Genomic DNA, 25,685 nt, shown 5'->3' on the forward strand with positions numbered 1-25,685 from the left:
GCGCGTGGTGCGCGAACGGGGCGGGGACTGTCCGTCGGCTGGCCGTGGGCCCGCCCGTTCCGCCCGGCCCGCCCATCGGGGCCAGGCCCCGTACCCCGTCTGCTCGCCTCACCATCATCCCCTCAGACACAGCCCGGACTGACCTGCCACGCCTGCCGTGGGGCATGCTGTGCCGGCTGCTGAAGAGCTTTCAGAGGGGAAAGCAAGCATGAAGTGGATGACACGTACGACATAGCCATTGCTCTGTACGACAAGTACCCGGATGTGAACCCCAGTACATGCCCTTCACTGATCTCCACCGTCGGGTCCTGGAGCTGGACGGCTTCGACGACGACCCCAAGCGGTGGGGAGAAGATCCTCGAAGTCATTCTGACCGCCTGGATCGCCGAGGCCAGCGCCGTTGGCTAAGGGCGTGCAGATGATTAACACGCGGGTTTGATCTTTGGTGCCGACGGTCAGGGCTTTTGGTCTGATGAGGTGAGGTAGGGACAGTCTTTAGGTTCTGTCTCTCCGATCACGATCGGAGAGAGCATGCCGATGACAGGCCGGTTCACGCTCTGGCCGCGGGGATGATGTTCAGCGCCTGCCCGGGCCGCGTGTTGGCAGCGCCGCTTGAAATCGGTGGACACGTCGCTCCCGAGGGCTTTAGGTTTACCCGCGTCCAAGATCGAAACGTCCAAGCGGGGTGCATTTGATGACGGTTCAAGCGGTGGCGGCTGACTGCGGACGGCTGCCCTCCAGGAACGGCAGGACCTCATCGAACTAAGGAATCCCTCCTGTGGATCTTCCACGCATTTGGACCATTCGCGAAAGCAGTCATCGCGTCCACAACCCGATCACCGCTGACAAGCTCGCCGCACTGGGCCAGGCGCTCCATCTTGCACCTGGCACGCGGGCGCTCGACCTCGCCAGCGGAACGGGCGAGATGCTGTGCACCTGGGCGCGTGACCACCGCGTCACGGGAACGGGGGTGGACATCAGCACCGTGTTCACCGAGAAGGCCCGCGCCCGAGCCGCTGAAGTCGGAGTCGCCGACCAGGTCGACTTCGTTCACGGAGATGCCTCCGGCTACGTCGCGGACGAGCCGGTCGATCTCGCCTCGTGTGTCGGCGCCACCTGGATCGGGGGCGGCGTGGCCGGCACCGTCGAACTGCTGGGCCGCAGCCTCCGCCCAGGCGGCCTCATGCTGATCGGCGAGCCGTACTGGCGTCAGGCACCGCCGGCCCAGGATGTCATCGAGGGCTGCCACGCCGGCAGCAGAGCCGACTTTTGGATGCTGCCGGAGTTGATCGGGCACTTCGGCGACCTCGGGTACGACGTCGTGGAGATGGTGCTGGCCGATCAGGACAGCTGGGACCGGTACCAGGCGGCGCAGTGGTTCAACCTTCGCTGCTGGCTCGACCAGAACCCCGATGACGAGTTGGCCGCCGAGGTGCGGGCCGAACTCGCCACCGGGCCCGCCCGCTACGTGCAGCACACCCGTGAGTACCTCGGCTGGGGCGTCTTTGCGCTGATGAGCCGCTGACACTCCGGGCAGTGCGGGTCTGGGCAGCATGCTGCCCAGACCCGCACGTTGCAGACCGTGCCCCCAGCCCGCTGACTGTTCGTTGGGCTCGCCGGTGCCGAGCTGGAGGGCGCCGCCCACGAGCCTGTTCGGGTCGGGGACCACCGGGTGCCCGACAACCACGGTTCCATTGATCCCCGAGGCCGTCTTCGGTCACGAGCGGAGCCAGATAAGGAGTGCGGCGGCGGTGACGGTGCCGAGGAAGACGTATCCACGCTTGTCGTAGCGGGTGGCGACGGCTCGGAAGTGCTTGATTCTGTTGATCGCCCGCTCGACAGTGTTCCTGGCTTTGTACCGGATCTTGTCGAAGTGGGCGGGTCGGCCGCCACGTGAACCTCTGCGCAGGCGGGCCGTCTTGGTATCGCTCTTCTCCGGGATCACGTGCCGGATACCGCGTCGCCGCAGGTAGGCGCGGATCATGCCGTTGCTGTACGCCTTGTCGGCGCCGACGCTCTCCGGTACCAGCCGTGGCCTGCCGACGCCGCGGCGCCGGGGGCGCGGATCTCGCCCATGACCCGCTCGAACTGGGTGCAGTCCGCCCGCTGCCCCGGAGTGATCACCAGGGAGAGCGGGCGGCACTTGCCGTCCGCACTCAGGTGGAGCTTGCAGGTCAGCCCGCCGCGCGAGCGGCCGAGGACTTCGCCTGGAGCACCGCCCCCGCCGGGAACGGGCGTGCGCGCATGTGCACCTGCACGTGAACTGATCTTTGCGCGGCCCCTTTTGAAGCACCGGACGTTGCCGGCGGCGGGTCTTTCGGGGCCCCGGCGGCGTGCTGGTGGGCGCGGATCGAGGTGGAGTCGATGTTGATATTCCAGTCGATGTCGCCCGTGGTGTCGGCGACGGCCTGGGCGTGTTGGAGCAGCTTCTTCCAGGTGCCGTCGGCCGACCACAACATGTGGCGTTTGTGGACGGTCTGCCATGGGCCGAAGCGTTCGGGCAGCTCTCGCCACTGGCAGCCGGTGCCGAGCCGATGGATGATCCCGTTGATCACCTGGCGGTGGCCCGGCCACCGGCCGCACCGGTTGTTGCCCTTGGGCAGGAGCGGTTCCAGGATCGCCCACTCGTCGTCGCTGAGATCCCCTCTGCTGAGCATGATCAGAGCAACGAGCCGCCGCGCGAAGGGATACGACCTTCAGCGAGCGAAGGCCCCGGTCGGCAGTCCGGAAAGGAGTTGCCCCGGCAGAGGCGGGCTACTACTCTCACGCCAGCGCGACAGACGCGTGATCTCGGGATGAGGAGGTTGATGAATATGGCTGCCGTCGGCCGTCATCAGCATCCCCTCATCCGGCCCGTGCGATAACCGAGCGCGGCCGGTCGTTCCAACGACCAGGAGAGACACATGTCTTCCTCTGCTTCACCCGTCCACGTCGACGTGGTCACCAAGCGCCTCGTCCTGCGGCCCTGGGCCAGGAGCCAGGCCACCGCGGTCCTCGAAGGCGCCCGGTCCCCGTACTGGGCGGACGACTTTCCCGCCGAAGGCGATCGCGTGGTCGCGGGCCTCTTCGAGCAGTACCCCGACTGGCTCGGCCCCTACGGTCACCGTCTGGTCATCGAGCGCGACAGCGGTCTGGTGGTGGGCTCCATCGGCCTGTTCTGGCCGCCCAGCGAGGGGGTCCTTGAGATCGGCTACGGCATCGTGGCCTCTCGGCGTGGCCGAGGTTATGCCCCCGAGGCCACCCAGGTCCTCGCCGACTTCGCCCTCACCTTGCCAGGTGTCCACACCGTGTCCGCCGACGTGGAACTGTCGAACCCGGCCTCAGTCCGAGTACTGGAGAAGGCCGGCTTCCACCGTTGGACGACCGGGGAGAACGTAGCCAAGTTCAGGATCTCGATCCCGGACCGCGATCTGCGCTGATTGCGTGGGGTCCTGGAAGCAATGCCCTCCAGGACCCCACCGCGGTCGCTGAATTCCCGGGTCACCAGCATGATCGGAGAGACGGGACCTAAGCGAGGTGATCCGGTTCAGCGGCGACCGGCGCCCGGACGGCTACGCCGAACTGGACATCTGGACGGCACGGCCCGCCGACGCCCCAGCTGGCACCGGCTGGCGGCTGTACGCGGGCGAAGAACAGGCGCCGCGCACGGGCGCGGCCGCCGAACAGCCGCGCTGGCTGCGCGCCGATCAGTTCCGGGTGGACACCGTCGTCGGCCGCACCCCGATGGCCCGCGTCACCGACGCGACGGTCACCGAGGCCGGCGGGCGGCTGCGGATCCGCTGCCGACTGCCCGGCCGACTGGAGGCGCTGCGGGCGCTGCAACTCGTGCCGGTCGGCGCCAGCGGGCAGGAGGCACCTCGGGACCGGCGGGGATGCTGCGTCGTCGCCGTCCCGCTGATCGACGCGCCGCCCGCCCCACGGCTCATCTGCTCCCCCGACCCGGACGGGGCCACCGTCCGGCTGACCGTGTCGGTCGACTTCCCCGGCGTCCGGCCAGGGCCTGACCGCTCTGGAAGATCCCTCCACTGCACTCCGATCCGAACTCGGTGCAGGATCCCGTCGATCACCTGCCGATGCTCCCGCCACCGGCCACAATGTCCGTTGCTGACCGGCAGGAACGGACGCAGCCGTTCCCACTCGGCATCCGCCAAGTCACCCCGCCGCATGCTTGACGCAACGAGGCATCAGCCGGACAGTCACATGATCGGGCGGGCAAGCCCTACGGCTTCCGGCCCCTGCGGCGGGCACATGACGCGATCGCCGAGATCCACTTCTACGGCACCCACGGCTACCGATGGGTCCTGGACGCGGAGATCGAGACGTCCTTTGACTCGATCGACCATGCGGCCCTGATGGGCCGGGTGTGAGACCGGGGCAAGGACAAGCGCGTGCTGAGGCTGATCAAGGCGTTCCTCAAGGCAGGTGTCCTCACCGAGGGCAACAACCGCGAGGACACCATCACGGGCACCCCGCAGGGCGGCATCCTCTCCCCACTCCTGGCGAACATCGCCTTGTCGGCGCTCGATGAGTACCTGACCCGGCCGTGGGAACCGGACGACAGGAATGGCGCTGAGAACCCCGCTGGCTCGCCTCCATCTGGCTGGGCTCAGCGGTGTGTGGGGGCATGGTCCGTTGGCTGAGTGGAAGGAAACGACTGGCCCCGGGCCCTCGCCGAAGGCCCGGCCGACGCCGGTACAGCGAAAACTTGGTGTGCGGGGCCGACGGAACCGGGTAACGTCTGGGCCATGTTCTTCCAGACACCGATTTACGAGTGAGCGCGTGATGGGCCCCTGCTGACGTCCTTCGATGTCGCCGCGCCCGTCCCCCACCGATGAATCCATAGATCATTTCACCTCATTCCGGGAGAACCCGTGAGCAAGAACATCAATAACCCCGTGGGCATGGGCGGCGGCCAGCGCAAGAAGCTGTCCCGCGCCGAACGGCAGAACAACGGTCCGCACCGCAACCTCGACCGCCAGGGTGCCGCCGACCAGAAGGCGGAGCTGGTGCGCAAGATGCGCGAGAAGGCAGGCGCAGCCGGGGGTGCCGGGCAGACGGGCGACGGCACCGCACAGAGCTGACGCACCGCCGCCGCAGGGCGGCACCGCACGGGGCGGGGCCCGGACCGCGTGTCGTGGTCCGGGCCCCGCTGCCGTGCCGGGCACGGCCGATCCCGCTCAGCTCGCGGCCGCGCACCCGCGTGCCCTGCCCGGGCGACACCGTCAGGAAGAGTGTGCCGGGCGTCACCCCCCGGCCAGACAGAAGCTGCTGTGCGGTCACGATCTTCCGCTGCCTCAAGCGCTACGCGGCCCGGGTGGTCTTTCACCTGGTCAAACCCCTGCGGCCATGACCCCGCCTATAGGGGCTGTGTGAGAGACGACGAACCCCCGGTTGCTCCGGCGGGGTTTCTGCGCGCGTGTGACGAGGGCGGTTGGCATCCGGCGTGAGCGCCGCTGTACTCCGCCTCTCCGCTCTCGAGTACGCGGAGCGAGGATGCGGTGACGACACGTGCGCTTCGGCCGATGCGCAGCACTCGGCACGGGAACTCCCCGCGGCGAACGAGGTCGTAGCTCTTCGCCCGCGAGAATCCCAGCGCCCCTGGATGCGTCCTCCACGCTCCCCGTTCCGCCCCAGGTGGCGCGGATGTGCGTGAGGCTGTTACGGGTGCCCTGCAACGCGTCGTTCTATGTCCCGTTACGTTGTGACGAGCTGGGATTTCCTGAGCTTCTCGTTCCAAGGACACGGCATTTCTGTCTCACGACCTTGTCCCATCGGACGGTGCGGTGTGCGGGTCGTCTCAGGTTCTTCCTTGAGGGCTGCATGCGGTCGCGGCCGAAGCCGGCCACTCGCCAGTGAAGGGCGTCCCGAGTGCGCGGGCCGTAGACCCGTCGGCCGCCTGCCCCTCCTGGGAGTATGCACGCCGCAGTGTCGCCTGGGTGCCCGCCCCGAAGATCCCGTCTCGGGTGAGATCCTCTCCGTAGCATTCGTTCAGGGAAAGCTGCAGTGCCTTCACCCCATTACCGCTGTTGCCGCGCGCCAGCAGGCAGCTCACGTTGCGACTTGCGGCGGGTATCGTCGTGCTGGAACCGTGGACTGTGATGATGTTGTCGACCCCCGAGGCGACCGACACCGCACCGTCATCACGTAGTTGACCAGCAACGACGCGGCCACCACCAGGCCGGCCGAGGCCCCGAGGTTGGTCGCCACGACCTCGTACGACCCGCCACCACTCGGATAGGCGTGCACCACCTGGCGGTACGACAGGACCACCACCGCCTTCAGCGCCACAACGGCCGTGGCGGTCCACGGTGTGAAGTGGGGATACGCCATGCCGCCCAGAGCGAGCACGAGGAGGATCTCCTGCGTGGCGTAGGCGACGGACGACAGCGGGTCGGAGACGAAGATCGGCAGCGCCAGCCGCTCGGGCAGCAGCGTCTCGTGCAGCTCCTCACTGCGCATGGCCCGGCCGATCGCCGGCCGCTTCAGAAGCCCGTCACGTTGATCACGAGGCGAGCGCAAGTTGTACAGTCCCCAATCGTGCTATTCGGGGCTCTTGGCGTGCTCCATGTGGCGGCCCGTCAGGGCGGCGTCAGGGACGCGGTGTGCTGCTTGCGGCCGGCTGCCTTGTTGCCTTGAATGGTTCTCGTGAACAGCCATCTGCGCCACGACGACCGGCCGCCTCATACGGCGCTGTCCGGCTCTGCGCGCTGTTCGCTTCTCGTGCGCTGAGCGCACTTCCGTTCCACGACACCGTGAAGGTGCACGACGCGCCGGTCGTCATGACGTCACCCCTCACGGCCCGTCAGCACGCCTCTTCTGATGCACACATGCAGTCGCTGACGTGTCCTCTTGTTCGCACGGCAACCCCCTCCCTTCCGGGTGGGGTGCTGCCGCATTCTTGATTCCCGGAGTGGATTCCCATGTCTTCTGTTGTCTCGCCCGCTCCCAGGACCGTTCTGGTCACCGGTGCCACCTCCGGCATCGGCTGGGAGACCGCCCGGCTGCTTGCCGGCCGGGGGGACACGGTCATCGTGCACGCCCCCGACCAGACATCCGGCGACGACGCCGTCGCCCGCCTGGTCACGGCCGGTGCCGACATCCTGCGGCTGCGTCTGGTCGTCGCCGACTTCTCCCGGCTGGACGAAGTCCGAGCCATGGCCGCGCGCGTCGCCGAGGAGCACCCCGCCCTCGACGTGCTCGTCAACAACGCGGCCGTCGCCGCGCCCGAGCGGCGCACCGTGACCGCCGACGGCAACGAACTCTCCTTCCAGGTCAACTTCCTGGCCGCCTACCTCCTCACCCACGAGCTCGCCGGCCCGCTCAGCGCCCGCCCGGGCAGCCGCGTCGTCAACGTCTCGTCCTCCATGCACCGCACGGCTTCCATCTCCTGGAACGACCCCCAGCGCACCAAGCACTACTCCCGCCTCGCCGCCTACGCCCAGTCCCAGCTCGCGCTGACCGTTTTCGCCCGCGAGAAGACGCCTTGGACGTCCGTCAGCGTGCACCCGGGCGTGTGTGACACCGCCCTGCTGTCGCTGTACGCGCACGAGGGTGACTCCGCCGTCCAGGGCGCCGAGCGCGTCGTACGACTGTGCGACCCCGCCACCGAGGTCGTCCCCGGCGCGTACTACGACTGCACCGCCCTGTCCCCGGTCGCTCCCGTCGCCATGGAGGACCGCACCGTACGACGGCTGTCCAAGCTCGCCGACCAGCTGGTCGCGCGCACGGCCTGACCTCCCGGACACCCAGCAGCCGTCCACCAAGAAAGGAACGACATCCGTGTCCAAGCGCGCCCGTAAGAAGCGAGCCCGCCGTAAGAAGAATGCCAACCACGGCAGCAAGGCCTGCAGCTGACCGCAGGCTGTCACGACCGGGGCGGGCGGTGAGGCACCGCCCGCCCCTCGGGTCCTCCGGAGCCGTCATGCCCAACGACAATGCCCTTCCCTCAGCACCGGCCGTCAGGTCGTGGCGGCGATGGTTCCCCGCCGGCCGCCCGGGAGTGGGCGCCCTCCCCGAGCACGCGGCCCGCACCGGGCTGGGCACATGGTGGACCGACCACCCCTTGTGTCCGCGCGCCGCCGCCGTCTCCTGCGCTGGTCACGCGGTCCTGGCCGGCGACCCTTGCGCCACGGACCCTGCGGATCTCGCACCGATGGCCCACTGTTACGTCGTTGCCCCGGACCGCTTCCTGCCTCTGCTCGGCAGAGCGTTCGAGCGGATCGTCCCGTGGGAGCGCATGATCTGGGCCCACGATGATCCGGCGCCCGGCACTCGACCGGGCCCCGGCCTCGTTGCCCGTCCCCTCGTGCCCGCCGACGCGCCCGCCGTACGGGCCGCCGGTCCGGACCTCGCCTGGATCGCCGAGAGCTGGGGCGGCCCCGCCGGCCTCGCCGCGTCCGGGCACGGCTGGGGCGTCTTCCGCGACAGCTGCCTCCTCTCTCTCGCGTGCACGTTCTTCGCCGGCAGTCGCTATGAGGACATCGCCGTGGCCACGCTGCCCGCCGCGCGCGGCCGGGGCCTGGCCTCGGCCTGCGTCCGGGCGCTGTGCGCCGACGTGACCGCCCGCGGCCGCATCCCGTCGTGGAGCTGCTCGAGGGACAACCACCCCAGCCGCCACTTGGCCGTGAAGTCCGGGTTCCGGCTGATCCACACCTACGTGCACTACGCGCTCGGAGCACCGGTCGTAGGCACACGGCCGCTCGCGGAGGCGACCCGGCCGTAATCGCGGGCATCCGCTCCCGGTCCGGCGCACCGTGCAAGCGGAGGCTCGCTGGGCGGGGTACGGCTCAGCCGGGGACTCGTGGACAACCGGCGGGAGTCGGTCGATGACAGCGCGCGGAAAACTGCGGACCCACCCCGGGGCCGCCCCCGGCGTGGGTAAGGAGGGCCAGCGGCTGCGCGGGCCGGCCTCGAAAGCCCGTCGACGAGCACCTGACCCTTGCTGCGTGCGGCTGTGACCTGAGCGCGGACGACCGGAGAATCTTTGCCGCGTGGGCCTCCCAGCCGGGCGTCGCCCGCACCCGCGGCAGAGTCGCGCTCGAAGCCTCGAAGCCTCGAAGCCTCGGAGACAGGCACCCAGGAGGCTGCGGAACGAAGCCGTGTGATGGTGCCCGCCCTGGCTGTGTGTGGCCTCCGGGCATTCTTGGACTGCATGCGGGAGCCCGCGAACTCCACCTTCGCCCGTTGAACGCCGGCGAAGCGCGCACCACCGTCCTGGACGACCTCGGACTCGGCGGCCGTACGATCTCGGTCCCACTTCCGGACGAGCTGCCGGACGTCGTCGACCATGCCGCTGTTCTCGCTCGCGTTCTCACGACCGTGGTGGTGGACGCCCTGCGCCGTGGTGATTCCGGCCGCTCGCCCGCCCTCACGGCCCGGTCGCCGGAAGACCGGCTGGTCATTCGCGTGGCCTGTGCCGGAGAACAGGCGGGCGACGCGACCGCTGCTGCTGGCAGCGAAGGGGCGAGCAGGCCGGAGACCTTTCCTTGCGGGGCAGGCCCGGGACCTTGCCGAAGCGATGGGAGGCACGCTGGAGGCCCGGTCGACGGTCACGGCGAAAGGGAGTGGACGGTCACCCTCACCCTGCCGGTCGTGGCCCGGCGCCCCCGGCCGAGCGGGCGGTGAACAGCAGACACATGTACGCGGGCCTCGTCCTCCCCCATGGAGGACGAGGCCCGCTGACCTGTTCGGCCGGGGCGGTGTTACCGGATGACGGCTCCGAACGCCTTGCCGCCGGACGGGATGCCGTCCTTGCCCGGCTGATACACCGTCACCGGCTGGTCGGCACCGGAGGCGTCGTGGGAGGTGACGTTCCGCCACGGCACTGCGTACGCCGCGCCCTGCGCGTTCGGGCCCGTCGGCATGCCCACATAGATGTGGGTCGGGGAGACGCCGACGGCCTGGCCCATCCGCTGGCCCGCGCCCGGGGCGCCGGGAAGGCCGTTGTGCCCGGCGTACAAGACGTCGTTGTGCGGGCCGGGAGCTCCGACGAGGGTCATGGGCCGCTGGGTGTCGATGTACGTGCTGGTCCTGGACCCCGGGACGGTCTGCGGGGAAGCGAGCGGGACCGCGCAGATGGAACAGCTCGACCGGATGGGCTTCGAGGTCGTGCCCGTGCCGTTCTGGGACGTGGCCCCCTTCGGCGACGGACTGCGCTGCGCCACGCTCGACGTCCACCGCGAAGGCGTGCTGGAGGACTGCTTCCCCAAGCGATCCGGCAGGTTCTGAAGGCGAAGGTCGGTGTGGTCGGTGTCCGTGGCGCACGGCCCAGGTGATGCGGTCACGTCCGCCCGTGTCGCCTGCTCGTCAGTGCGAAAGCCATAGCGGCAGTGAGCAAACCGAGGAAAGCAAGGGCGAGTTGGGTGCCCTGTGGTGTGCCGAGCGCGTCGCAGGTCGATGCCCCGCAGGTCCGGGGAGGGTGCCCGACCAGGGCGAGTGCGGCTCCTGCCGCCGCCGGCCCCGTCGCGCCGCCGAGCATGGCGAACGTCGTCGCCGTCGCCGCCCCTCGCGCAGTGCCGTGGGGCGTGCGGCCGCGGCTGATCACGGTCATGGCGGCGCCGTTGGCCAGTCCCAGGCCGCTTCCCACGAAGGCGCACGCGCCGCTGATCAACCACAGGGGCGCGGGGTGCCGCTGCCCGGAGCCGCTGATGAGCATGCCGGCCGCGACGCACATGAGCCCGGTTCGCATGAGGGGTGCGCCGTCCCGGTGTTCACCGGTCCGCTTGACGGCCAGGCGCGCGGTGAGGACGGCGGGGGCCGCGGCGGGCAGTGCGACGAGCGCCGCCGAGAGCGGACTCAGACCGTATGCGCGGGTCAGAGTGAAGTACGTGAGGAAGGTGAAGGCGGAGTTCGCGCCGAAGAGTGCCGGCAGGACGAGCAGGGCTCGGCGCGTGACCGCCTGCCGCAGCAACCCGGCGTCCAGAGCACCCTGGGGGTGACGTCGCGTCCGGAGGACGAGAAGGCCGGTCAATGTCGCGGTCAGCAGCCCGGTCGACGCCTGTACCGGTGCGGAAGCGGTGACCGTCGGAGCGGTCAGCGTGATCAGCGTGATCAGCGCGGCGACAGCGGCCCCCGTGCACAGGGCGATTCCGACGACGTCCATAGCCTGCCGGGGCGATGTCGGTGAGGTTCCGGGGCCGCCGGGCGCGTGAAGGGCGCAGCCCGCGCTGGCGGTCGCGAGAAGGGCGAGGGCGCCGAAGGCCGCCCGCCAGCCCAGCAGGCTGGTGAGCAGGCCACCCAGTACCGGCCCGAGGCAGGCGGCCGCGGCGGCAGTGGAGACCCACCCCGCGACGGCATGCGGCTCGTTCTCCGTTCTCCCGCGCAGGGTGAGCAGCAGGGCGAGGCTGACGGGCGAGAGGGCGGCACCGCCGACGCCCTGGACCAGTCGGGCGGCGATGAGGACGGCGGTGGTGGTTGCCGCAGTGGCCAGCAGGCTCGCCGCGGCGAAGGTGACCAGGGCGACGAGCAGGATACGGCGGGCACCGTACCGATCGGCGAAGTGGCTCACCCCGAGTTGCAGAGGGCCACAGGTGAGTTGATAGGCGGCGGCGAACCACTGGGTCTGGACGGGCTTCATCTCCAGGTCGGCCGCGACCGTGGGCACGGCCGCCGTGACGGAGGCGATGGCGAGCGCTCCGCAGAGCAGTGCCGCGTGGCAGGCGAAGGGGGCGAGACAGGGAACGCGGCCGGGCGTCGCCGTCCGGGCCCGGGAGTCGTCCGGTGGGCCGGGACTCACAGATCCGGGATGCACGGATCCGGGACTCACAGATAGTGCCCGTCCGGACGGACGATGCACGGCTGCCGGCCGGCCGCGGACCGGACGGTCACCATGGGCATCGTGATGCCGGGCGCTCGGGCATCCGGTGTGCCACGGGTGGAGGTCAGGTGCACATGACGGCCTGCTCTGAGGGCCTCGAACAGCCTGCCGGGGGCGGTGGTCGCCGTGGCCAGCAGCGGCACATCGGGGGCCGGCGCGCCGCTGCGGACGCATGTGCCGCGCCGTGCGGCGCTCCCCGGCAGGCCGGCCAGGCGAGCGGCGAGGCGTCGTCGCGGGAGGGGCGGGCGAAGGGTGGTGAGGACGACGGCGCGGAGTGCGTGCCCCCAGGGCGAGGGCAGCGCGTTGAAGTGGAGCATGGCGGCGGTGAGCCGCATGACGTGGGTAGCGGAGCGACGCCGTTCCTCGGCGTAGGCATCGAGCAGGACCTCGTGGCGGGGCTCGGTGACCGCCGCCGCGAGGCGCCATCCCAGGCTCATGGCGTCGGCCAGGCCGGTGTTGAGGCCCTGGCCGCCGGTGGGTGGGTGGACATGGGCGGCATCGCCCACCAGCACGACGCGGTGGCGCCGGTACCGGGCCGCGTGGCGGTGCTCGCAGCGATAGCGGCTGAGCCACTCGATCTCGTGCAGTGCGAGCTCGCGGCCCGCGATCCGGTACAGCAGCGCCTGGACCCAGGCCGCGTCGGGGGCGTCGGCCCGTGCGTCACCGGCCTCGGGGCGACGGTAGGGGTAGAGGATGACGCGCCACCGTCCGTCGCCGAACGGCAGGAGCAGGACCATGCCGTCCGACCCCCATCGGCTCCACGGCTGTTGCGGCTCGAAGTCGAGCTGTGCGTCGACCGAAATGACGTCGTAGGGGTGCACGGTGTGCGACGCGGCTATGCCCGACAGCCGGCGCACGGCACTTCGCGCGCCGTCGCACCCGGCGATGTAGTCGGCACGTATCCGCCGCACACCGCCCGCACGCCGGACGGTCAGCTCGGCGCCTTCCTCGTCCTGACTGATTCCGGTGACTTCCGCCCCGCGGGCGATGAGTGCGCCGTTCTTGAGGGCGTATGCCTCCAACAGCGCTGTGGTGCGGTGCTGAGGCAGTGCGAGCGCATAAGGAAAGGGGCTGTCCAGGGCGGCGAAATGCGCGACGGACCCTTCGGAACCCAGGGGGTAGTGTCGATAGCGGTGCCCGTGGGCGAGAAAGGGTTCGGCGATTCCGCGCATGTCGAGGAATTCCAGGGTCCGGGAGTGCAGGACGAGTGCGCGGGTCGCCTGCGACAGCCGGACATCCCGTTCGAGCACGACACAGCTGATACCCCGAAGACCCAGCTCCCCGGCCAACTGCAGACCGACGGGTCCGCCGCCGACCACGGCCACCTGAACCGCGTCGGGCAAGGGCGTGGCGTCGGCCATACAGTGAATTCCTTTTGTGTGTCCTCCCGTTGACCGGTCCAGGCTGACATCCGCCACCGCACGTGTCCAGACCGGCTCGAACCGGCCGATGGATTCACGGGCGGTAGGATTGTCCTACTTCCATGTGGCCCGTTGACCGTCCGAGAGGCTCCTGCGAAGGTGACTCCGGCACGTTCGCGCTCTCGTCGTCCAGCCGAACGGAGAACGATGGGCCATTCCATCGGCGATCACGCCTACGGCGAATGCGGAATCGAATTCCTCCTCGTGGACCGGTCCGGCACTCGGCAGCGGGTACGCCGGTTCCGGGCAGACGTCCGCCTGCTGATGGACCACCCCGAGGTCTACAGGGACGGAGACAACACCCGTCTCGTCCCCGTGAGTTCGATCAGCAACTCCGTGCTGGCGATCGGCGCCCAGCACGCGGCGTCGGAGCCCGAATCGTATGCGCTCGCGCTTGCCGAGCGCTTTCTCACCGCGACGACGCGCGTCCGAACCGCCGATGTGCGCCTGACCGCCTCCGAGTTCTCCCCGCTCCTGTCCGACCCGCCGACAACCTCGGCCCAGCACTTCTCCGCCCCCGCCCGCCACCAGGATCACGTTCACCTCACGCTCCCGCGTCACGGCGAACCCGTCGTACGCAGCGGCCTGCTGAACATGGAACTCTTCGCGACCGGCGGCGCGACGTTCACGGGCTTCGCCCGCGACGCCTACACCACCACACAGGCCGTCACCGATCGGGTCTTCGGCGCCCGGATGAACGTGACGTGGCGGCACGCCGGGACGGGCACCGACCACCGCCAGTGCCGTGCCCGCGCCGAACAGGCCGTCGTCAAGGCCTTCGGCGAGCACACCAGCCGCTCCAGTCAGCACACCTTCCACCACTTGGGCGCCGCCGTGCTGGACGCCTGCCCGGAGGTCGCGGAGGTCCGCGTCGAGGGAGCCCACCTGACCCGCGGCCTGGTGGACCTGGCCCCGTTCGGAGTCGCCAACGAAGGCCGCGTCTACACCGCGACGGACCACCAGCAGAGCGCCGTCACCGTCACCCTTCACCGCACCGCACCCGAGAACCAGGGACCGAGGAAAGGGACCGTGTGAACACCACAGGATCGCGCAAACCCCACGGACTCGCCGCGGTGGTCGCCGTCATGGCGGCGACGCTCACGCCCACGGCCCAGACGGCGCATGCCGACGACCGGCCGACCGGCGCCCTCCTGGCATGCGCCGGCACCGTCGCCGCCTCCTACGCACCGGGGCTGACCTTCACGCCGAGAGCCACCTCCGTCACGTCCCGGGCAGTCGTCGGATGCCCTCTCTCGACGGACAGCAGGTTCACTTCCGCGACCTTCGGCGGAGACTCCACCGGCGCCTTGTCCTGCCTCCTGGGGCCCGCCGGCGGCACCCTCACCTTCCACTGGGGCAACGACGAGGGGGAGGAGCGCAAGGGGAAGACGTCCCCCCATCACGGCGACGCCGGCGGCATGACGTCGACCGCCTCGATCCACAGCCTGGCAGCCGTACGGCCGAATGGAAACATCGTCACCGTGAGCACGGGGACCATCACCGATGGCGTCTTCAAGGGGGCGACCGTCGTCACCGAGGTGACCCTGCTCGCCTCCCGACAAGCCGCCTGTCCGACCCCTCAAGGCCTCACCTCCGCTTCCGGCCCCACCACGGTGACCATCACCCGGGTCTGAGTACGAGCTCGTCTCGGAGCCCACCGGTCAACTCACGAGTCCCGCCCGCGACCCCGGACACCTCCCCATGCTGATCCGCGAGTGCCGCGGGCACTCCCACCGGACGGCGAAGACCGCCTCCCGGATCTCCTCGGTGACGCTCGGGTGGCCCCCGCCGCGGCGCGTCCAGTGGCCGTCCGCGAGGCCACCACCAGGTCCTCGACGCTCGTGGCCGCCAACCGCTCCAGTGTCCGTGTACCCATGTGCGCAAGGCTCAGTCTCGCCGCCTCGTCCCCGTCCAGAGCCCTCAGCCCGGCGGCCTTCGCCCGCCGCCGCTCGGTCATCGTGGTCACGGCCGGGTCGTGGGCCGGCTTCGGCTCCCCGCGCAGGGCGCGCAACGGATGCCCCATCCGGAAGCCGGTCTCCGCCTCCCTGACGTGTTCCTCCCCCAGGCGGGCCCGCGCCAGGTGATCGCCGGACAGATCCGCCGTGCCCGTGGGCTGCCGGGACATCTCCGACGCCGTCCTTGCGGCTGTCCTGAGCGTCCGGGCGTCCGGGTGGTGCGTCAGCCGGCGGATCGAGCGGCGGCCGCACTCGCGGTCCGCATCCCGCATCGCGACCCGCGGTACAGCCCTCTCGACGAGACGGAGGCCTCACCCCTCGAACGGCACGCAGGGCCCGGCCGGGGCCGATACGCTCTCGGCGTCGAAAGCGGCGACGGCACCCACCGTGATCGCCCCCGCCGCCGACGAGGCAGATGAGAGGCTCACGTTTTGCTGCGGTGACATCGAAGCTCCGCACCCACCGCCCTTGCCGGAGAATGCCTATGCCCTGATCACAGCGCGGCTGGTCTACGCCTCCATCAGGGCCGAGCGCGCTTCCTCGACCAGGTCCGCGGCCCGCTCGCCCCCGGAGGGCTGTTGCGGGTCGTCACCCCCATGGCGGACCGGGTTCCCCTTGACCGCGCGTCGATCGGAATCACCGGAACCGAGGAGGAGCCGCCGGTCAGCGGGTGGTCCGTCGTATGTACCGCGGAATTGGACAACATGCTGTGGGCCGGGGGACGGTGGTCATGCCGGCCGCCCTGAATCAGTGGGGAGCAGGTAGTTGGGCCCGTCCACGTAGAACTTGTTGATGTCCACGGCCCCCGAGCGGTCCTTGCTGAACAGCGTACCGGCGGTGACCATCGCCTTGATCGGCAGCCGGGGCGCCTTGAGCACCCGGGCGCGCAGCACCGCGGCCGGTCCCGCGGGAAGCCGGTCGACGGCTTCGGTGAGCCGGTTCCGGAGGAGCCCCAGCCAGGTGTCCAACGGGCCCCGGCCGCGTTCGGCCAGTTCGAAGGCAAGGGCAGCCGCACACAGATGAACGGTCACGGTCGTGAACAGGTCTGCCAGCGGGCCGTCGTCGGTGACGAGGACTCGGGGGTCGGTGAAGCCCAGCAGGCCGGCGGCTGCCGCCTCGCCGATCCGTGCGGCAAGGCGCGCAGGGTGTACGCGTGGCCCGTCGTTGTCCTTGAGCAGCAGCCGCATCCGGGGGAGGCCGCCGTGGCCGTCGAGGACGATCGAGGTGTTCTGCTGGTGCGATTCCAGCGCGATGCCATAGGAGAAGAGGGTGGTGTGCCAGTCCAGCAGCAGCCGGAGGTAGGCGTCGAGCAGCGCGACCGCCGAGCCCCCGTAGTGGCGTTCGGCGAGCACGTCGACGACGGGACGGCCGTCGGGGCAGGTGGCCAGCAGGGCGGCAACCGGCACCACGTGGACGTCGTCGAGGCCGGACGGGTAGCGGCGGACCAGCGCGGCGAGCAGTTCGTGGCCCGCGCCGAGGTGGGTGCGTTCATCGGTGAACAGCACGGCGTCGGCGAAGCGGGGCTCACGGGCAGCGATCTCCGCCACCAGTCGCTGCCCGCACTCTCCGCCGGGCAGGACACCCGGTTTGATGGTGCGCCGGTTGAGCAGTCCCAAGGTGGACGTGGCCAGGGGAAGTTTGATGTGGACGCCGGGGTCGTCGACAACGGCGACGGTTCGCATGGACAGCGTGGGGACCACGGCCGGCCACGTCGTCCCGGCGAGCCGCGCGCTGCCGCCGAGGCCGGCGCCGGTGACGGCCTCGGCGAGGGGGCCCTCGGCGGTGAGCGGGTGGACGGGCAGCGCGAGGTACCCGTCGCCGGACCGGGCCAGGCCGAGGGAAGCGGGGGTCGGCCACCAGCGCGGCAGCCGGGCCCGCCGTCCGAGGGTCAGCGCGTCACCCGGCAGAACGAGCCATCGCAGGCCGAACACAGGCCGGAATTCCGGTGCGTACGCGAGGAGTTGGCGCTCGTCGAGACCGCTGCGCACCTGACCGGTGGGGTAGACCGGATGGTCCCGGAAGGCGGCCAGTGCCTCGAATGCGAGGGAACCCCGCACCCCCGTCCACTCCTCCACGGGCCCGTGCTCCTCGGTCAGCCTCGCGACCACGCGCGACCGCTCCCGCCGCTGCAACCGGGCCATGGCCACAGCCTGATCGCATTCGGCACGGAAGGCGTCGAAGCCCGGCAGATCCCGCTCGGCCACGCCCTCGCGCAGCCGGTCCAGTACGGCACCGAGGCCGGGGACCGGGCGAACCCGGACCTCGCACTGGAAGCCGTCGGGACGTACGGGAATGTCCACCTCGGGAAGGACGAGCCAGTCGCCGTCGGGCCGTTGCTCGACGACCGCCCCGGGGCGCAGGTCATACGGGTCTTCCCGCAGCAGGGCGCCGAGGGCCCGGGCGAGGATTTCGTCCTCCTCCGCCGTCACGCGATCTCCCAGCGATGGGCGGCGAGGAACGCTGCCACGACACGTCCGATCCGGTCCTGGTCGGGTCCGGTGGCCCGCATGATGCCGAGGTGGTCGCGATCGGAGTGGTGAAGTGGGTGCTCCTCGCCGATCTTGCGCTGCGGCCGGTAGACCAGCCGCACCCCGTCCCGGTCCCACTCCACGGGCCCCGGTGCGGACGTGAGGGTTCCGGCGCGCTCGGCATGCACGGTCTCGATACGGAGCAGCCGTCCCGCTCGCCGTGCGCCGAGGTCGGCCGGGAGCAGGTGGCCGAGGTGGGTGCCGAGGACGTGCTCGAACAAGGGGATACCGAGCGCTTCGGCGAGACCGAGGTCGGCCTGGTCGCCGGCGGAGCGGTAGTTGACTTCGATCACGCGGACCCGCTCGCCCTGGACCACGAACTCTGTGTGGCAGGCGCCGAACCCGACACCGAGGGCCTCGAGCCGTGCGACGACCTGCTCCACGTGCGTCCGGGGCGGCGCGGGCAGCAGATCGGCGCGCCGCAGGACGAAGTGCGGTGGCACGACATCCACTTCATGGAAGGAACCGAGGATGTGCAGGACGCGTCCGTCCCCCAGGGTCTCCAGGGTGCGCAACGGCCCCGGCAGGTAGTCCTCGACGACCAAGGGCAGGCCGGGCCGCCGGGACCACACGTCCTGGCAGTGGCGGAGCAGTTCCGCGCGGTCCTCGACCAGCTCGGCGTCCTCACTGGCCACCCCTTCGCGGGGTTTGACCACACAGGGGAAGGGCGGCCGGACATCCTCCGCGTCCCCGGGCCGGGTCAACTCCGCGCTCCATACGGTCTCCAGCCCCGCCTCGGCGAGGGCCCGCCGCATCTGCGCCTTGTTCTTGGTGAGCAGCGCGGCCCGCCAGTCCTTGCCCGGCAGGCCGAACCACTCGGCAGCGAGCGCAGCTTGCACCTGGAGGTGGTCACTGTTGGTGAACACGGCCTCCGGCCGGCGGTCGAGCGCCGCGATGCGGGCGATCACCTCGCGGAAGTCGCGTACCTCGCAGGGGACGATATGGATCCGGGGCCACGCGTCCCCGCCGCGCCCCGCGTAGGCCCGTCGGTGTGCTTCGGGTGCGTCGGTGAGCAGCGTGACGTCGAGCCCCAGCCGGGCGGCAGCCGGGAGGTAACCCTCGGTGACGGAGTCGGTTGGGGGCAGCGCCAGCAAATACAGCACGAGGGAACTGTAGGACTGGTGCCGGTCATGTCAATCCTTCTACGCAGTGCGGTAGTTGGCCGGACACACGCCGCGCCGCCCGGTCCGTTCGCCCCGTAACCTCCGCCGCATCGCACCGTTAGGCGAACAGTATGAGGAGCAGATCATTCAGCTCCGGAATCCGCCGCTCAAGGAGACCCCATGTCCGTACGGTCCTGGTTCGGCACCGCGGTCCTCGCCGCCGCCACGGTCCTGTCCTGCACGCAAGCCGCTTCGGCCCACGGGGAGCACGGCTCCCGTGAACCGCATGCGACGCGCATCTCCGCCCAGAACGCGAACGCCAACCTCTTCCCGCCCTCCATCGGCGCGAGGGCCTTTCTGTACGACGCCGAGACCGGCAAACCGCTCAGGGGTAAGCGTGTGGAGTTCACGACCCCCGACGGCAGCGAGATCTGCCGCGCCGTCACCGGCGCCGAGGGCGAGGCCGCGTGCATCGGACCCCTCCGACTGGGCACGGCGAGCGCCGGCACTCTGACCAACGGCTACGTCGCCACCTTCCGAGGCGACGAGCAGTACGGGGCGTCGCACACGTTCGGCACGGTGGGCCTACTGGTCCGCCCCTGAGACGCCTGCCCGCCTTCCCGGAGGGAGCACGCCCTCTCGCGACGAGGGGCCTACGACGCCCCTCACTTGCGGAAACAGCTACGGGCAGGCGGGGTGGCGTCCACATCGCCCGCAAGGCGTGGACTCCAGCGGCGGTTGGAGCGCCACCGCTCGTTGATCACCGGACATCGCATGGCCTGCGAGGAGTATCCTCTCTACCGCTCCGAGTGCGACCACCTCAGTGTCGTCCCGACCACCGGGACCAACGTGCATCGCATCGAACGTGCCGTGGCAGCCTTCCTCGCCATCCAGCGTTGGGAGATCAGATGACCTCACCCTGACGTAGGTGCTGGTCCGATCTACCCGGCGGTGGCAAGGTCCGAAAGACCGGAAGGAGCTCGTTGATGGACACACCGGTTGCAGTCGCGGGGCCCTCCGTGTGGCAGGGCGCGACGCTGAAGGAACGGGACTGGCTGGTTCCGGTGCATCCTCTGCTGCCTGGGGGCGCCACGGGTGACGCGCCCCCAGGCCAGGGGGGTGCCGATCCCGCGGCCCGGGCCGCGCAGTGCCTGAACCGCGGTCCCGGGCTGGCGGTGGTACGCGGCCTCGGCCTTGACACGTTGACCGATGACGAGTGCGTCGTGGTGTGCCGGCGGTTCATGGCACCGCTGGGCGACGTGCGCCCTGTGAACCCGGACCACCCGGGCGACCACCTGGTGACGGATGCGGCCGCCGCCCCCGCGCCCCCGGCACGCGTGCACCACCCCGGGGAAGACCTCGCCCTGCACACCGACCGGGCGAAATTCCCCGGACCTCCACGGCTGCTGGGCATGCTGTGCATCCGCCCGGCGCGCCACGGCGGCGAATCGGTGCTGGTGAGCGGCCACGCCGTACACAACGCACTGCTCAGGTCCCGACCGGATGTCCTTCCTGACCTCTACCAGGACTTCCACTTCGGCCGCGGGCCGGACTTCGAACACATCTACCCCGTCTTCCGGCGCAGCGCCGGTCGCCTGCACGTGCAGTACAACCGGTACTGGATCACCCGCGGCCACCAAGAGCACGGAATCCCACTGTCCACCGCTCAGGTTGCCGCTCTGGACGCCTTCGACGAGGTCCTGGCGGACCCTCGCATGGCCCTGCGCGTGCGGCTCCGCCGCGGTGACCTGCTACTGGTGAACAACATGGCCATCCTCCACGGCAGGACTTCATTCGCCGACCCGCCCCCACCGCACGCCGGCCGCTGCCTTGTGCGGGTATGGGCCGACTGATCCGTTCTTCAACCTCCAGTGTCGAATGCGTCTCGAACCAGGCCGCGTCACCTGGATGTTCGTCGGGCGTTGAGGCGACCTCTGCCCGCGGCGGCGGCCAAGCCGACGTCGTGGAGTTTCACAGGAGGCGCCGTACCGCCCATCCGCGGCAAGCGCGGACGATCCCGTCAGCGCCCCGACGTCCCCTGCGCCGACCGCGGTTACGACCACAACGTCTACCGCCGCCAGGTCCGTGAGCTGGGCATCCGCACGCTCATCGCCCGGCGCGGCACCGGGCACGGAAGCGGCCCGGGCGAGAACCGCTGGGTCGTCGAAGCGGCCTTCGCGCTTCTGCGCCGGTTCCGCCGACTGCGTATCCGCTGGGAAATCCGCGCCGGCATCCACCAGGCCTTCCTCACCCTCGGCTGCGCGATCATCTGCTGGCGGCGCCTCAAAAACAGTGCTGATCCGAGCCCTCAGCCCGAACCGGCGACCAGCGCCTCGCCGAGCGGGGTGCGCCGGTAGAGCACCGACCGTCCGGACCGGGCGCGGACGAGCAGTCCCGCGCCTCGCAGGATGGCGAGGTGGTCTCCAACCGCGCCGGGTGTCATGGCGAGGCTTCGGGCGAGGTGGCTGGTACTGGCCGGGGCGTCCAGCGCCAGCAGCAGCCGGGCTCGGGCCCGGCCGACCAGAGCGGTCAGCGCGTCCGGTTGGGGGACGGTCGCCTGTTCTCCCCAGAGGGCGGCGGTGCCGCGGGCAGGATAGACCAAGGTCCTGGGCCAGGGGTCTTCCAGGTGGGCGGCGATATTCGCGACGAAGACCGAAGGGATCAGCAGTAGCCCGTCGCCGGCGAGGCGGACGTTTCCGACTGGGGGGAAGAAGCCGATCTCGATACCGCCGGCGCGCCAGGCGATGCTCGGGTGCAGGCTCTCGATGGTCGTGGCCCATCCGTGTTCGCCGATCACACCCACCCGGTGCACGACATCGCGCTCACAGATCGCGCGCAGTTGCGGCCAGTCCGCGGCGAGCAGCTCGTGCCACGCCTGGTCCATCGCCTCGGCGATCCTGGAGACGGCGTCCGTGGAGTCCAGCACTGCGCGTACGCGGGGATCGTGGGCGGACGGGCCGGTTGCGGTGGTGGCGAATTCGTGGCGGGCCGCTTCCAGCGGTGTGGCCCGGATCATGGCCAGGTCGTCTGCCCAGGTCTGGTTGATGCCGCGCGGGGGCGGGGCGACGAAGTTCGGTCCGGATTGCGGGGTGTGCAGGGCGAGGGCGGCGTCCAGTTCGGTCTCGCGGCGAAGCCGTTCAAAGGCCGGCAGGAGCCGGGTGGCCCAGGCTCGCGGCAGCGACCTGTTCTGGCCGGCGAGCGAGCGCAGCAGTAGGCAGAGGTCCATCGCGGGCGACAGTGCGAAGCGGCTGCGCAGCAGGTCCTCGACGGAGACTTCGAAACGGAGCACCCCGCGATGCTACCGCCGGACGGCTGTTCCGATTCGTCCAGCGACGAATCATTGGTGAGTGGTGTGGGCGCACGGCGAGGCTGGGCGTCATGACCCCAACCGCCGAACCCGCGCAGGGCAACCACCGTGCCACCTACCGGGAGGTGCTGGCCGAGCCACGATTCCGGCTGCTCTTCTCGACCCGCGCCGTCGCGATCACTGCGGGCTCGCTGCGGATCACCACGTTCTCGGTGCTGGTCTTCGCGGCCACCGGCTCCGCGCTGTTGAGCGCACTGGCCTTCGGCATCGGCTTTCTCCCGCAGTTGTTCGGCTCGCTGCTGCTGGGCTCACTGGCCGACCGACTGCCGCCCCGCGCGCTCATCGCCCGCGGCTACGCCTTGGAGTCCGCCGCCGCCCTGCTGCTCGCCCTGGTGCGGATGCCGATCGCAGCAAGCCTCGGTGTCGTGGCGCTGGTCGCCCTCGCCACACCGGTGTTCGGCGGCGCGTCGAGTCGGCTGGTCGCGCAGTGGCTAAAGGGCGACGCCTATGTACTGGGCCGTTCACTGAACAACATCGCCTCCTCCGGCGCGCAATTGTTCGGTCTGGCACTGGGAGGTGCGGTCGTCGCGGTACTCGGCCCGCACCGGGCGCTCGCGGTAAGCGCCGCCCTCTACCTCGGCTGCGCGCTCGCCATCCGCATCCGGCTACCCCGGCTGGAGCCGGGAGAGTTCGGCGGCACACCCGGCAGCGCTCGGGGCGATGGCGGGGCCGTCCGGGCAAGCCTGCACGGTGCCGGCCTGCTGCTGCGCGGACACACGGTACGACGACTGATGCTGGCCCAGTGGCTACCGCCCGCGTTCGTAGCGGGCGCGGAAGGTCTGATCGTCGCCTACGCGGGAGGACGCCACTTCGCGCCCGGCTGGTACGCGGTGCTGATGGGCTGTCTGCCGGTCGGCATGCTTGCCGGTGACCTGCTGGTCGGTCGACTGCTACGGCCACCCACCCGGGAGCGAGTGGTAGTCCCGTTGATTGCGCTGACGGGACTGCCGCTGGCCGGCTTCGCCACCGAGCCCGGAGTGGGCGTCTCGTCCTGTTTGCTGCTGCTCTGCGGCTTCGGATTGGCCTACGGTCTCGGCCTGCAACGGCCGTTCCTGGACGCCCTGCCGCAGGATGGCCAGGGCCAGGCCTTCGGCCTGCTCGGCTCCGGCAGCATGACGCTGCAGGGCGTCGCCCCGGCATGCTTCGGCTCGGTGGCCGCAGGCATCGGAACTGGCGGCGCAATCGCCCTGGCAGGCGGCGCGGCGGTGCTTACCGCCGGCTGGATTCTCACCTGGCACCCGCCCACCTCCCCGGTCCCCGTCCCGAACTGCTCAACGGGATCGGAGAACGGCACCGAACAGCATGCGCGTAGTTCTCCTGCGCAGTAACCGTCGCAGGGCGGGTCGGCCGTGAGCCGTCACGCACCCCACCGCCACCCCCACCCCACACGTCTCTCTAAGCCTCGGCTCTGCCGGCCTTTGCGGACCACGTACGGGATCTTGAGACCACGAACAGCTCATGGAAGGTTCATGCCGCATGATCGATGAATTCGCGAAGGACAACCTGCACGGGAGACTGCGGCGGGACCGCGAGGCCCTGCTGTGGAAACTCGACGGCTTGTCCGAATACGACGCCCGCCGGCCTTTGACAGCGACCGGGACCAACCTCCTCGGCCTGGTCAAACACGTGGCCACGGTCGAGGCCAGGTACTTCGGCGAGGTCTTCGACCGCCCTTCCCCGGAACCGCTGCCCCGGTGGCAGGACTCCAACGGCAGCGATCAGTGGGCCACCGAGGACGAGACCCGCGATCAGATCATCGGGTTCTACCGGCGCACGTGGGAACACTCGGACGCGACGATCAACGAGCTTCCCCTCGACGCCCCCGGCCACGTGCCGTGGTGGCCGGAGCCTCATCCCAACACGAACCTGTTCGCCATCATGGTCCATGTCCTCGGCGAGTCCATCCGGCATGCCGGGCACGCCGATATCCTGCGCGAGGGCCTCGACGGCCGGACCGGATTGCGCGCCGAATACGAGCAGCAGATCGACGAGGAAGCCCGTGCCGCCTACCGCGCGAAGATCGAGCAGGCCGCCAGGACGGCCGCACCAATCAAGGCTTAGTCGGACAGATCTGGCAGCCTGGCATCAGCTCCCCCTACCGGCGCTTGCGATTTCCGAGCACCCGGCCACCTGATATGCCCGCGTCACCCGATGTGGGCGTTCAGTCCGCGCCTTCGTCGTCCTCGTCCAACTCGAGCGCGTCCGCGTCGCTCAGCGGGCGCAGGGCGCCGGCGGCGTCGACGTAACGGGTCGTCCAGAACACGATGGTGCTGAGGACCGGACTGAGCGAGCCGAGCTGGTCCTCCACGCCGTCCCGGTACGCCTGGTGGATGGTGCCGCGCTTGCCGTGGCATACGTCCCGGGCCGGCTTGTGGCGGGAGATCGCTAGGAGCTGTCCGGTCGATCACGCGTCCCGTTAGGGTCTCTACGGAGGGGCGTGATGAGTGTTGGGGAGATGGGTCGTGAGGAGGCGGTCGCGCTCGTGCAGCGGATCATGGACGCGGACTACGCCTCGGACGACGAGGTGGACGGCTGGCTGGACGGACTGGACAGAGCCCTGGCATGCCCGTCCGGTTATGTCGGCGACTTGATCTTCTGGCCGCCGGAGCGGGAGCTTTCGGCTGACGAGGTAGTCGATCAGGCTCTGGCGTACCGGCCGATCCCTTTGTGAGGCAGCGGCTCGACTCCGAAGCCAGATGAGCAGAGCCGCGGTGGTGGCGGTGCCGAGGAGGACGTGGCCACGCTTGTCATGGCGAGTGGCCACGGCCCGGGACTGCTTCAGCCTGTTGATCGCTCGTTCTGCCACGGCGCCGCAGGGGGGTGCAGTCCGCCCGCTGCCCTGGCGTGACGACCAGGGACAGCGGGCGGCGGCGGCCGCCCGCGCTCAGGTGGAGTTTGCTGGTGCACCCGCCCCGCGAGCGGCCCAGGCCCTCACCTCCCGGACCACCTCCATCAGCCGGGTGAGCAGGCTCTGCCACGGTGTTTCGCCCTGGTGTTCTGCCGTTCCGGCCCCCTTTTCGGGTCTTGGGTTCGGCCCTGGCATTGCGCCGGCGGATGTAGGCGGCGATGGCGCCGTTCTGCTCGCTGTGGCTGCGGTGGTCGGTGCGATTGAGGGCGAACGTAGCCCAGGGCCGCGAACTCGGCCTCGATCAATGCATGAGCGGTGCGTGCATGAACGCCCTGGGGCAGGCCCGGATGAGCCTGCATCAACTGGACGCCCGCACGGCTCTGACCTGAGCCGGAGTCGCTGAGCTGGATTACGGCTCGCCTTCCTGGACGATCTCCTCGGTACTTGAGGGCCGGATGACGGTGGAAACTTGTCGGCTTGGGGCCGTTTCCCGGGGCGGGAGCGGGGTCTATGCTGCTGAGTGGACGCCCCGGACCCCGGCGGCACGCTGTTGCTCGGCACACGGTGCCCGTGGGGAGAGGACTGTTCGTCCCTTCGCTCAGGGCATGCCCGCGGGGAACCAGCTGGGCCCTCGGCCCTGGAACACGG

General features: G+C 70.2%; 23 protein-coding genes and 4 pseudogenes. 17 read left to right on the forward strand and 10 right to left on the reverse strand.

All coding sequences use genetic code 11. The features are described 5' to 3' along the window. Positions 1-213: 213 nt before the first annotated feature. Positions 214-408, forward strand: coding sequence for a Fe-S cluster assembly protein IscX (locus ACFPP6_RS36625; RefSeq protein WP_465269359.1), 195 nt, complete (start codon positions 214-216; stop codon positions 406-408). Positions 409-778: 370 nt separating this feature from the next. Continuing rightward, positions 779-1,525, forward strand: a complete 747-nt coding sequence (locus ACFPP6_RS01975) for an SAM-dependent methyltransferase (RefSeq protein WP_382036318.1) — start codon at positions 779-781, stop codon at positions 1,523-1,525. 192 nt (positions 1,526-1,717) lie between these two features. Here the strand turns inward: ACFPP6_RS01975 and ACFPP6_RS01980 are convergent. Beyond that, positions 1,718-2,657: pseudogene (locus ACFPP6_RS01980) on the reverse strand (IS5 family transposase). Positions 2,658-2,903: 246 nt separating this feature from the next. On the opposite strand from ACFPP6_RS01980, the gene ACFPP6_RS01985 reads away from it, so the two are divergent. After that, complete coding sequence (locus ACFPP6_RS01985) at positions 2,904-3,419, forward strand: GNAT family N-acetyltransferase (RefSeq protein WP_382036321.1); 516 nt, start codon at positions 2,904-2,906, stop codon at positions 3,417-3,419. Positions 3,420-3,686: 267 nt separating this feature from the next. Here the strand turns inward: ACFPP6_RS01985 and ACFPP6_RS01990 are convergent, their stop codons facing one another. Beyond that, a complete protein-coding gene (locus tag ACFPP6_RS01990) occupies positions 3,687-4,166 on the reverse strand; it encodes a transposase (protein ID WP_382036324.1) in 480 nt (159 codons plus the stop codon). A gap of 222 nt (positions 4,167-4,388) precedes the next feature. On the opposite strand from ACFPP6_RS01990, the gene ACFPP6_RS01995 reads away from it, so the two are divergent. Together ACFPP6_RS01995 and ACFPP6_RS02000 are read left to right on the forward strand one after the other, a co-directional pair. Then, positions 4,389-4,640, forward strand: a complete 252-nt coding sequence (locus tag ACFPP6_RS01995; RefSeq protein ID WP_382036326.1) for a hypothetical protein — start codon at positions 4,389-4,391, stop codon at positions 4,638-4,640. Positions 4,641-4,871: 231 nt separating this feature from the next. Next, positions 4,872-5,081, forward strand: coding sequence for a DUF6243 family protein (locus tag ACFPP6_RS02000; protein WP_382036328.1), 210 nt, complete (start codon positions 4,872-4,874; stop codon positions 5,079-5,081). Positions 5,082-6,094: 1,013 nt separating this feature from the next. Here ACFPP6_RS02000 and ACFPP6_RS02005 read toward each other — a convergent pair. Further along, a pseudogene (locus ACFPP6_RS02005) lies at positions 6,095-6,459 on the reverse strand (DNA-binding protein); the annotation flags it as partial. Between the two features lie 461 nt (positions 6,460-6,920). On the opposite strand from ACFPP6_RS02005, the gene ACFPP6_RS02010 reads away from it, so the two are divergent. The 3 genes from ACFPP6_RS02010 to ACFPP6_RS02015 all read left to right on the forward strand — a co-directional run bounded on the left by ACFPP6_RS02010 (position 6,921) and on the right by ACFPP6_RS02015 (position 8,722). After that, complete coding sequence (locus ACFPP6_RS02010) at positions 6,921-7,733, forward strand: SDR family NAD(P)-dependent oxidoreductase (protein WP_382036331.1); 813 nt, start codon at positions 6,921-6,923, stop codon at positions 7,731-7,733. A 46-nt stretch (positions 7,734-7,779) separates the two neighbouring features. Then, complete coding sequence (locus tag ACFPP6_RS36630) at positions 7,780-7,854, forward strand: 50S ribosomal protein bL37 (protein WP_387571198.1); 75 nt, start codon at positions 7,780-7,782, stop codon at positions 7,852-7,854. 67 nt (positions 7,855-7,921) lie between these two features. Continuing rightward, positions 7,922-8,722 (forward strand): GNAT family N-acetyltransferase, encoded by an 801-nt coding sequence (locus tag ACFPP6_RS02015; protein ID WP_382036334.1) that lies wholly within the window; start codon positions 7,922-7,924, stop codon positions 8,720-8,722. A gap of 979 nt (positions 8,723-9,701) precedes the next feature. Here ACFPP6_RS02015 and ACFPP6_RS02020 read toward each other — a convergent pair. Then, positions 9,702-9,998 (reverse strand): hypothetical protein, encoded by a 297-nt coding sequence (locus ACFPP6_RS02020; RefSeq protein ID WP_382036337.1) that lies wholly within the window; start codon positions 9,996-9,998, stop codon positions 9,702-9,704. Between ACFPP6_RS02020 and ACFPP6_RS02025 the strand changes: the two genes are divergently transcribed. Continuing rightward, on the forward strand, positions 9,997-10,227 hold the full coding sequence (locus tag ACFPP6_RS02025) for a hypothetical protein (RefSeq protein ID WP_382036339.1): 231 nt from the start codon (positions 9,997-9,999) through the stop codon (positions 10,225-10,227). The two genes, ACFPP6_RS02020 and ACFPP6_RS02025, sit on opposite strands and share 2 nt — an antisense overlap. A 52-nt stretch (positions 10,228-10,279) precedes the next feature. On the opposite strand, the gene ACFPP6_RS02030 is transcribed toward ACFPP6_RS02025, so the two are convergent. Then, positions 10,280-11,734 carry an MFS transporter gene (locus tag ACFPP6_RS02030; RefSeq protein ID WP_382036341.1) on the reverse strand — a complete coding sequence of 485 codons (1,455 nt, stop codon included), beginning with the start codon at positions 11,732-11,734 and terminating at the stop codon, positions 10,280-10,282. A 26-nt stretch (positions 11,735-11,760) separates the two neighbouring features. Beyond that, a complete protein-coding gene (locus tag ACFPP6_RS02035; RefSeq protein WP_382036344.1) occupies positions 11,761-13,176 on the reverse strand; it encodes an FAD-dependent monooxygenase in 1,416 nt (471 codons plus the stop codon). Between the two features lie 207 nt (positions 13,177-13,383). Between ACFPP6_RS02035 and ACFPP6_RS02040 the strand changes: the two genes are divergently transcribed. Both ACFPP6_RS02040 and ACFPP6_RS02045 read left to right on the forward strand, forming a co-directional pair. Beyond that, complete coding sequence (locus ACFPP6_RS02040; RefSeq protein WP_382036347.1) at positions 13,384-14,271, forward strand: hypothetical protein; 888 nt, start codon at positions 13,384-13,386, stop codon at positions 14,269-14,271. Beyond that, entirely contained in the window at positions 14,268-14,870 is a 603-nt protein-coding gene (locus ACFPP6_RS02045; RefSeq protein ID WP_382036350.1) for a hypothetical protein, read from the forward strand. The genes ACFPP6_RS02040 and ACFPP6_RS02045 overlap by 4 nt, the downstream gene beginning before the upstream one ends. Positions 14,871-15,919: 1,049 nt before the next feature. Here ACFPP6_RS02045 and ACFPP6_RS02050 read toward each other — a convergent pair. Both ACFPP6_RS02050 and ACFPP6_RS02055 read right to left on the reverse strand, forming a co-directional pair. Next, positions 15,920-17,620, reverse strand: coding sequence for an IucA/IucC family protein (locus ACFPP6_RS02050; protein ID WP_382036353.1), 1,701 nt, complete (start codon positions 17,618-17,620; stop codon positions 15,920-15,922). Then, complete coding sequence (locus tag ACFPP6_RS02055; protein WP_382036355.1) at positions 17,617-18,822, reverse strand: ATP-grasp domain-containing protein; 1,206 nt, start codon at positions 18,820-18,822, stop codon at positions 17,617-17,619. The genes ACFPP6_RS02050 and ACFPP6_RS02055 overlap by 4 nt, the downstream gene beginning before the upstream one ends. 180 nt (positions 18,823-19,002) lie before the next feature. On the opposite strand from ACFPP6_RS02055, the gene ACFPP6_RS02060 reads away from it, so the two are divergent. From ACFPP6_RS02060 to ACFPP6_RS02070, 3 genes and pseudogenes are all read left to right on the forward strand, one after another. Continuing rightward, on the forward strand, positions 19,003-19,425 hold the full coding sequence (locus tag ACFPP6_RS02060; protein ID WP_382036357.1) for a hypothetical protein: 423 nt from the start codon (positions 19,003-19,005) through the stop codon (positions 19,423-19,425). Positions 19,426-19,808: 383 nt separating this feature from the next. Beyond that, the gene (locus ACFPP6_RS02065; RefSeq protein WP_382036360.1) at positions 19,809-20,675 is read left to right on the forward strand and encodes a TauD/TfdA family dioxygenase; all 867 of its coding nucleotides are present in this window, start codon (positions 19,809-19,811) and stop codon (positions 20,673-20,675) included. A 129-nt stretch (positions 20,676-20,804) separates the two neighbouring features. Then, positions 20,805-21,113: pseudogene (locus ACFPP6_RS02070) on the forward strand (transposase family protein); the annotation flags it as partial. A gap of 17 nt (positions 21,114-21,130) precedes the next feature. On the opposite strand, the gene ACFPP6_RS02075 reads toward ACFPP6_RS02070, so the two are convergent. Further along, entirely contained in the window at positions 21,131-22,111 is a 981-nt protein-coding gene (locus ACFPP6_RS02075; RefSeq protein ID WP_382036363.1) for a winged helix-turn-helix domain-containing protein, read from the reverse strand. An 89-nt stretch (positions 22,112-22,200) separates the two neighbouring features. Here ACFPP6_RS02075 and ACFPP6_RS02080 point away from each other — a divergent pair, with 89 nt between their 5' ends. Both ACFPP6_RS02080 and ACFPP6_RS02085 read left to right on the forward strand, forming a co-directional pair. Next, positions 22,201-23,517: an MFS transporter gene (locus ACFPP6_RS02080; RefSeq protein WP_382036366.1), complete on the forward strand. Its 1,317-nt coding sequence runs from the start codon at positions 22,201-22,203 to the stop codon at positions 23,515-23,517. Positions 23,518-23,665: 148 nt separating this feature from the next. After that, positions 23,666-24,250, forward strand: a complete 585-nt coding sequence (locus tag ACFPP6_RS02085; protein WP_382036368.1) for a DinB family protein — start codon at positions 23,666-23,668, stop codon at positions 24,248-24,250. 100 nt (positions 24,251-24,350) lie between these two features. Here the strand turns inward: ACFPP6_RS02085 and ACFPP6_RS02090 are convergent. Then, positions 24,351-24,569 (reverse strand): annotated as a pseudogene (locus ACFPP6_RS02090) (Tn3 family transposase); the annotation flags it as partial. A gap of 60 nt (positions 24,570-24,629) precedes the next feature. On the opposite strand from ACFPP6_RS02090, the gene ACFPP6_RS02095 reads away from it, so the two are divergent. Further along, on the forward strand, positions 24,630-24,860 hold the full coding sequence (locus ACFPP6_RS02095; protein ID WP_382036369.1) for an e9imm peptide: 231 nt from the start codon (positions 24,630-24,632) through the stop codon (positions 24,858-24,860). Positions 24,861-25,685: the final 825 nt, after the last annotated feature.

This window comes from Streptomyces aureoversilis (assembly GCF_042657885.1).
GTDB lineage: Bacteria > Actinomycetota > Actinomycetes > Streptomycetales > Streptomycetaceae > Streptomyces > Streptomyces aureoversilis.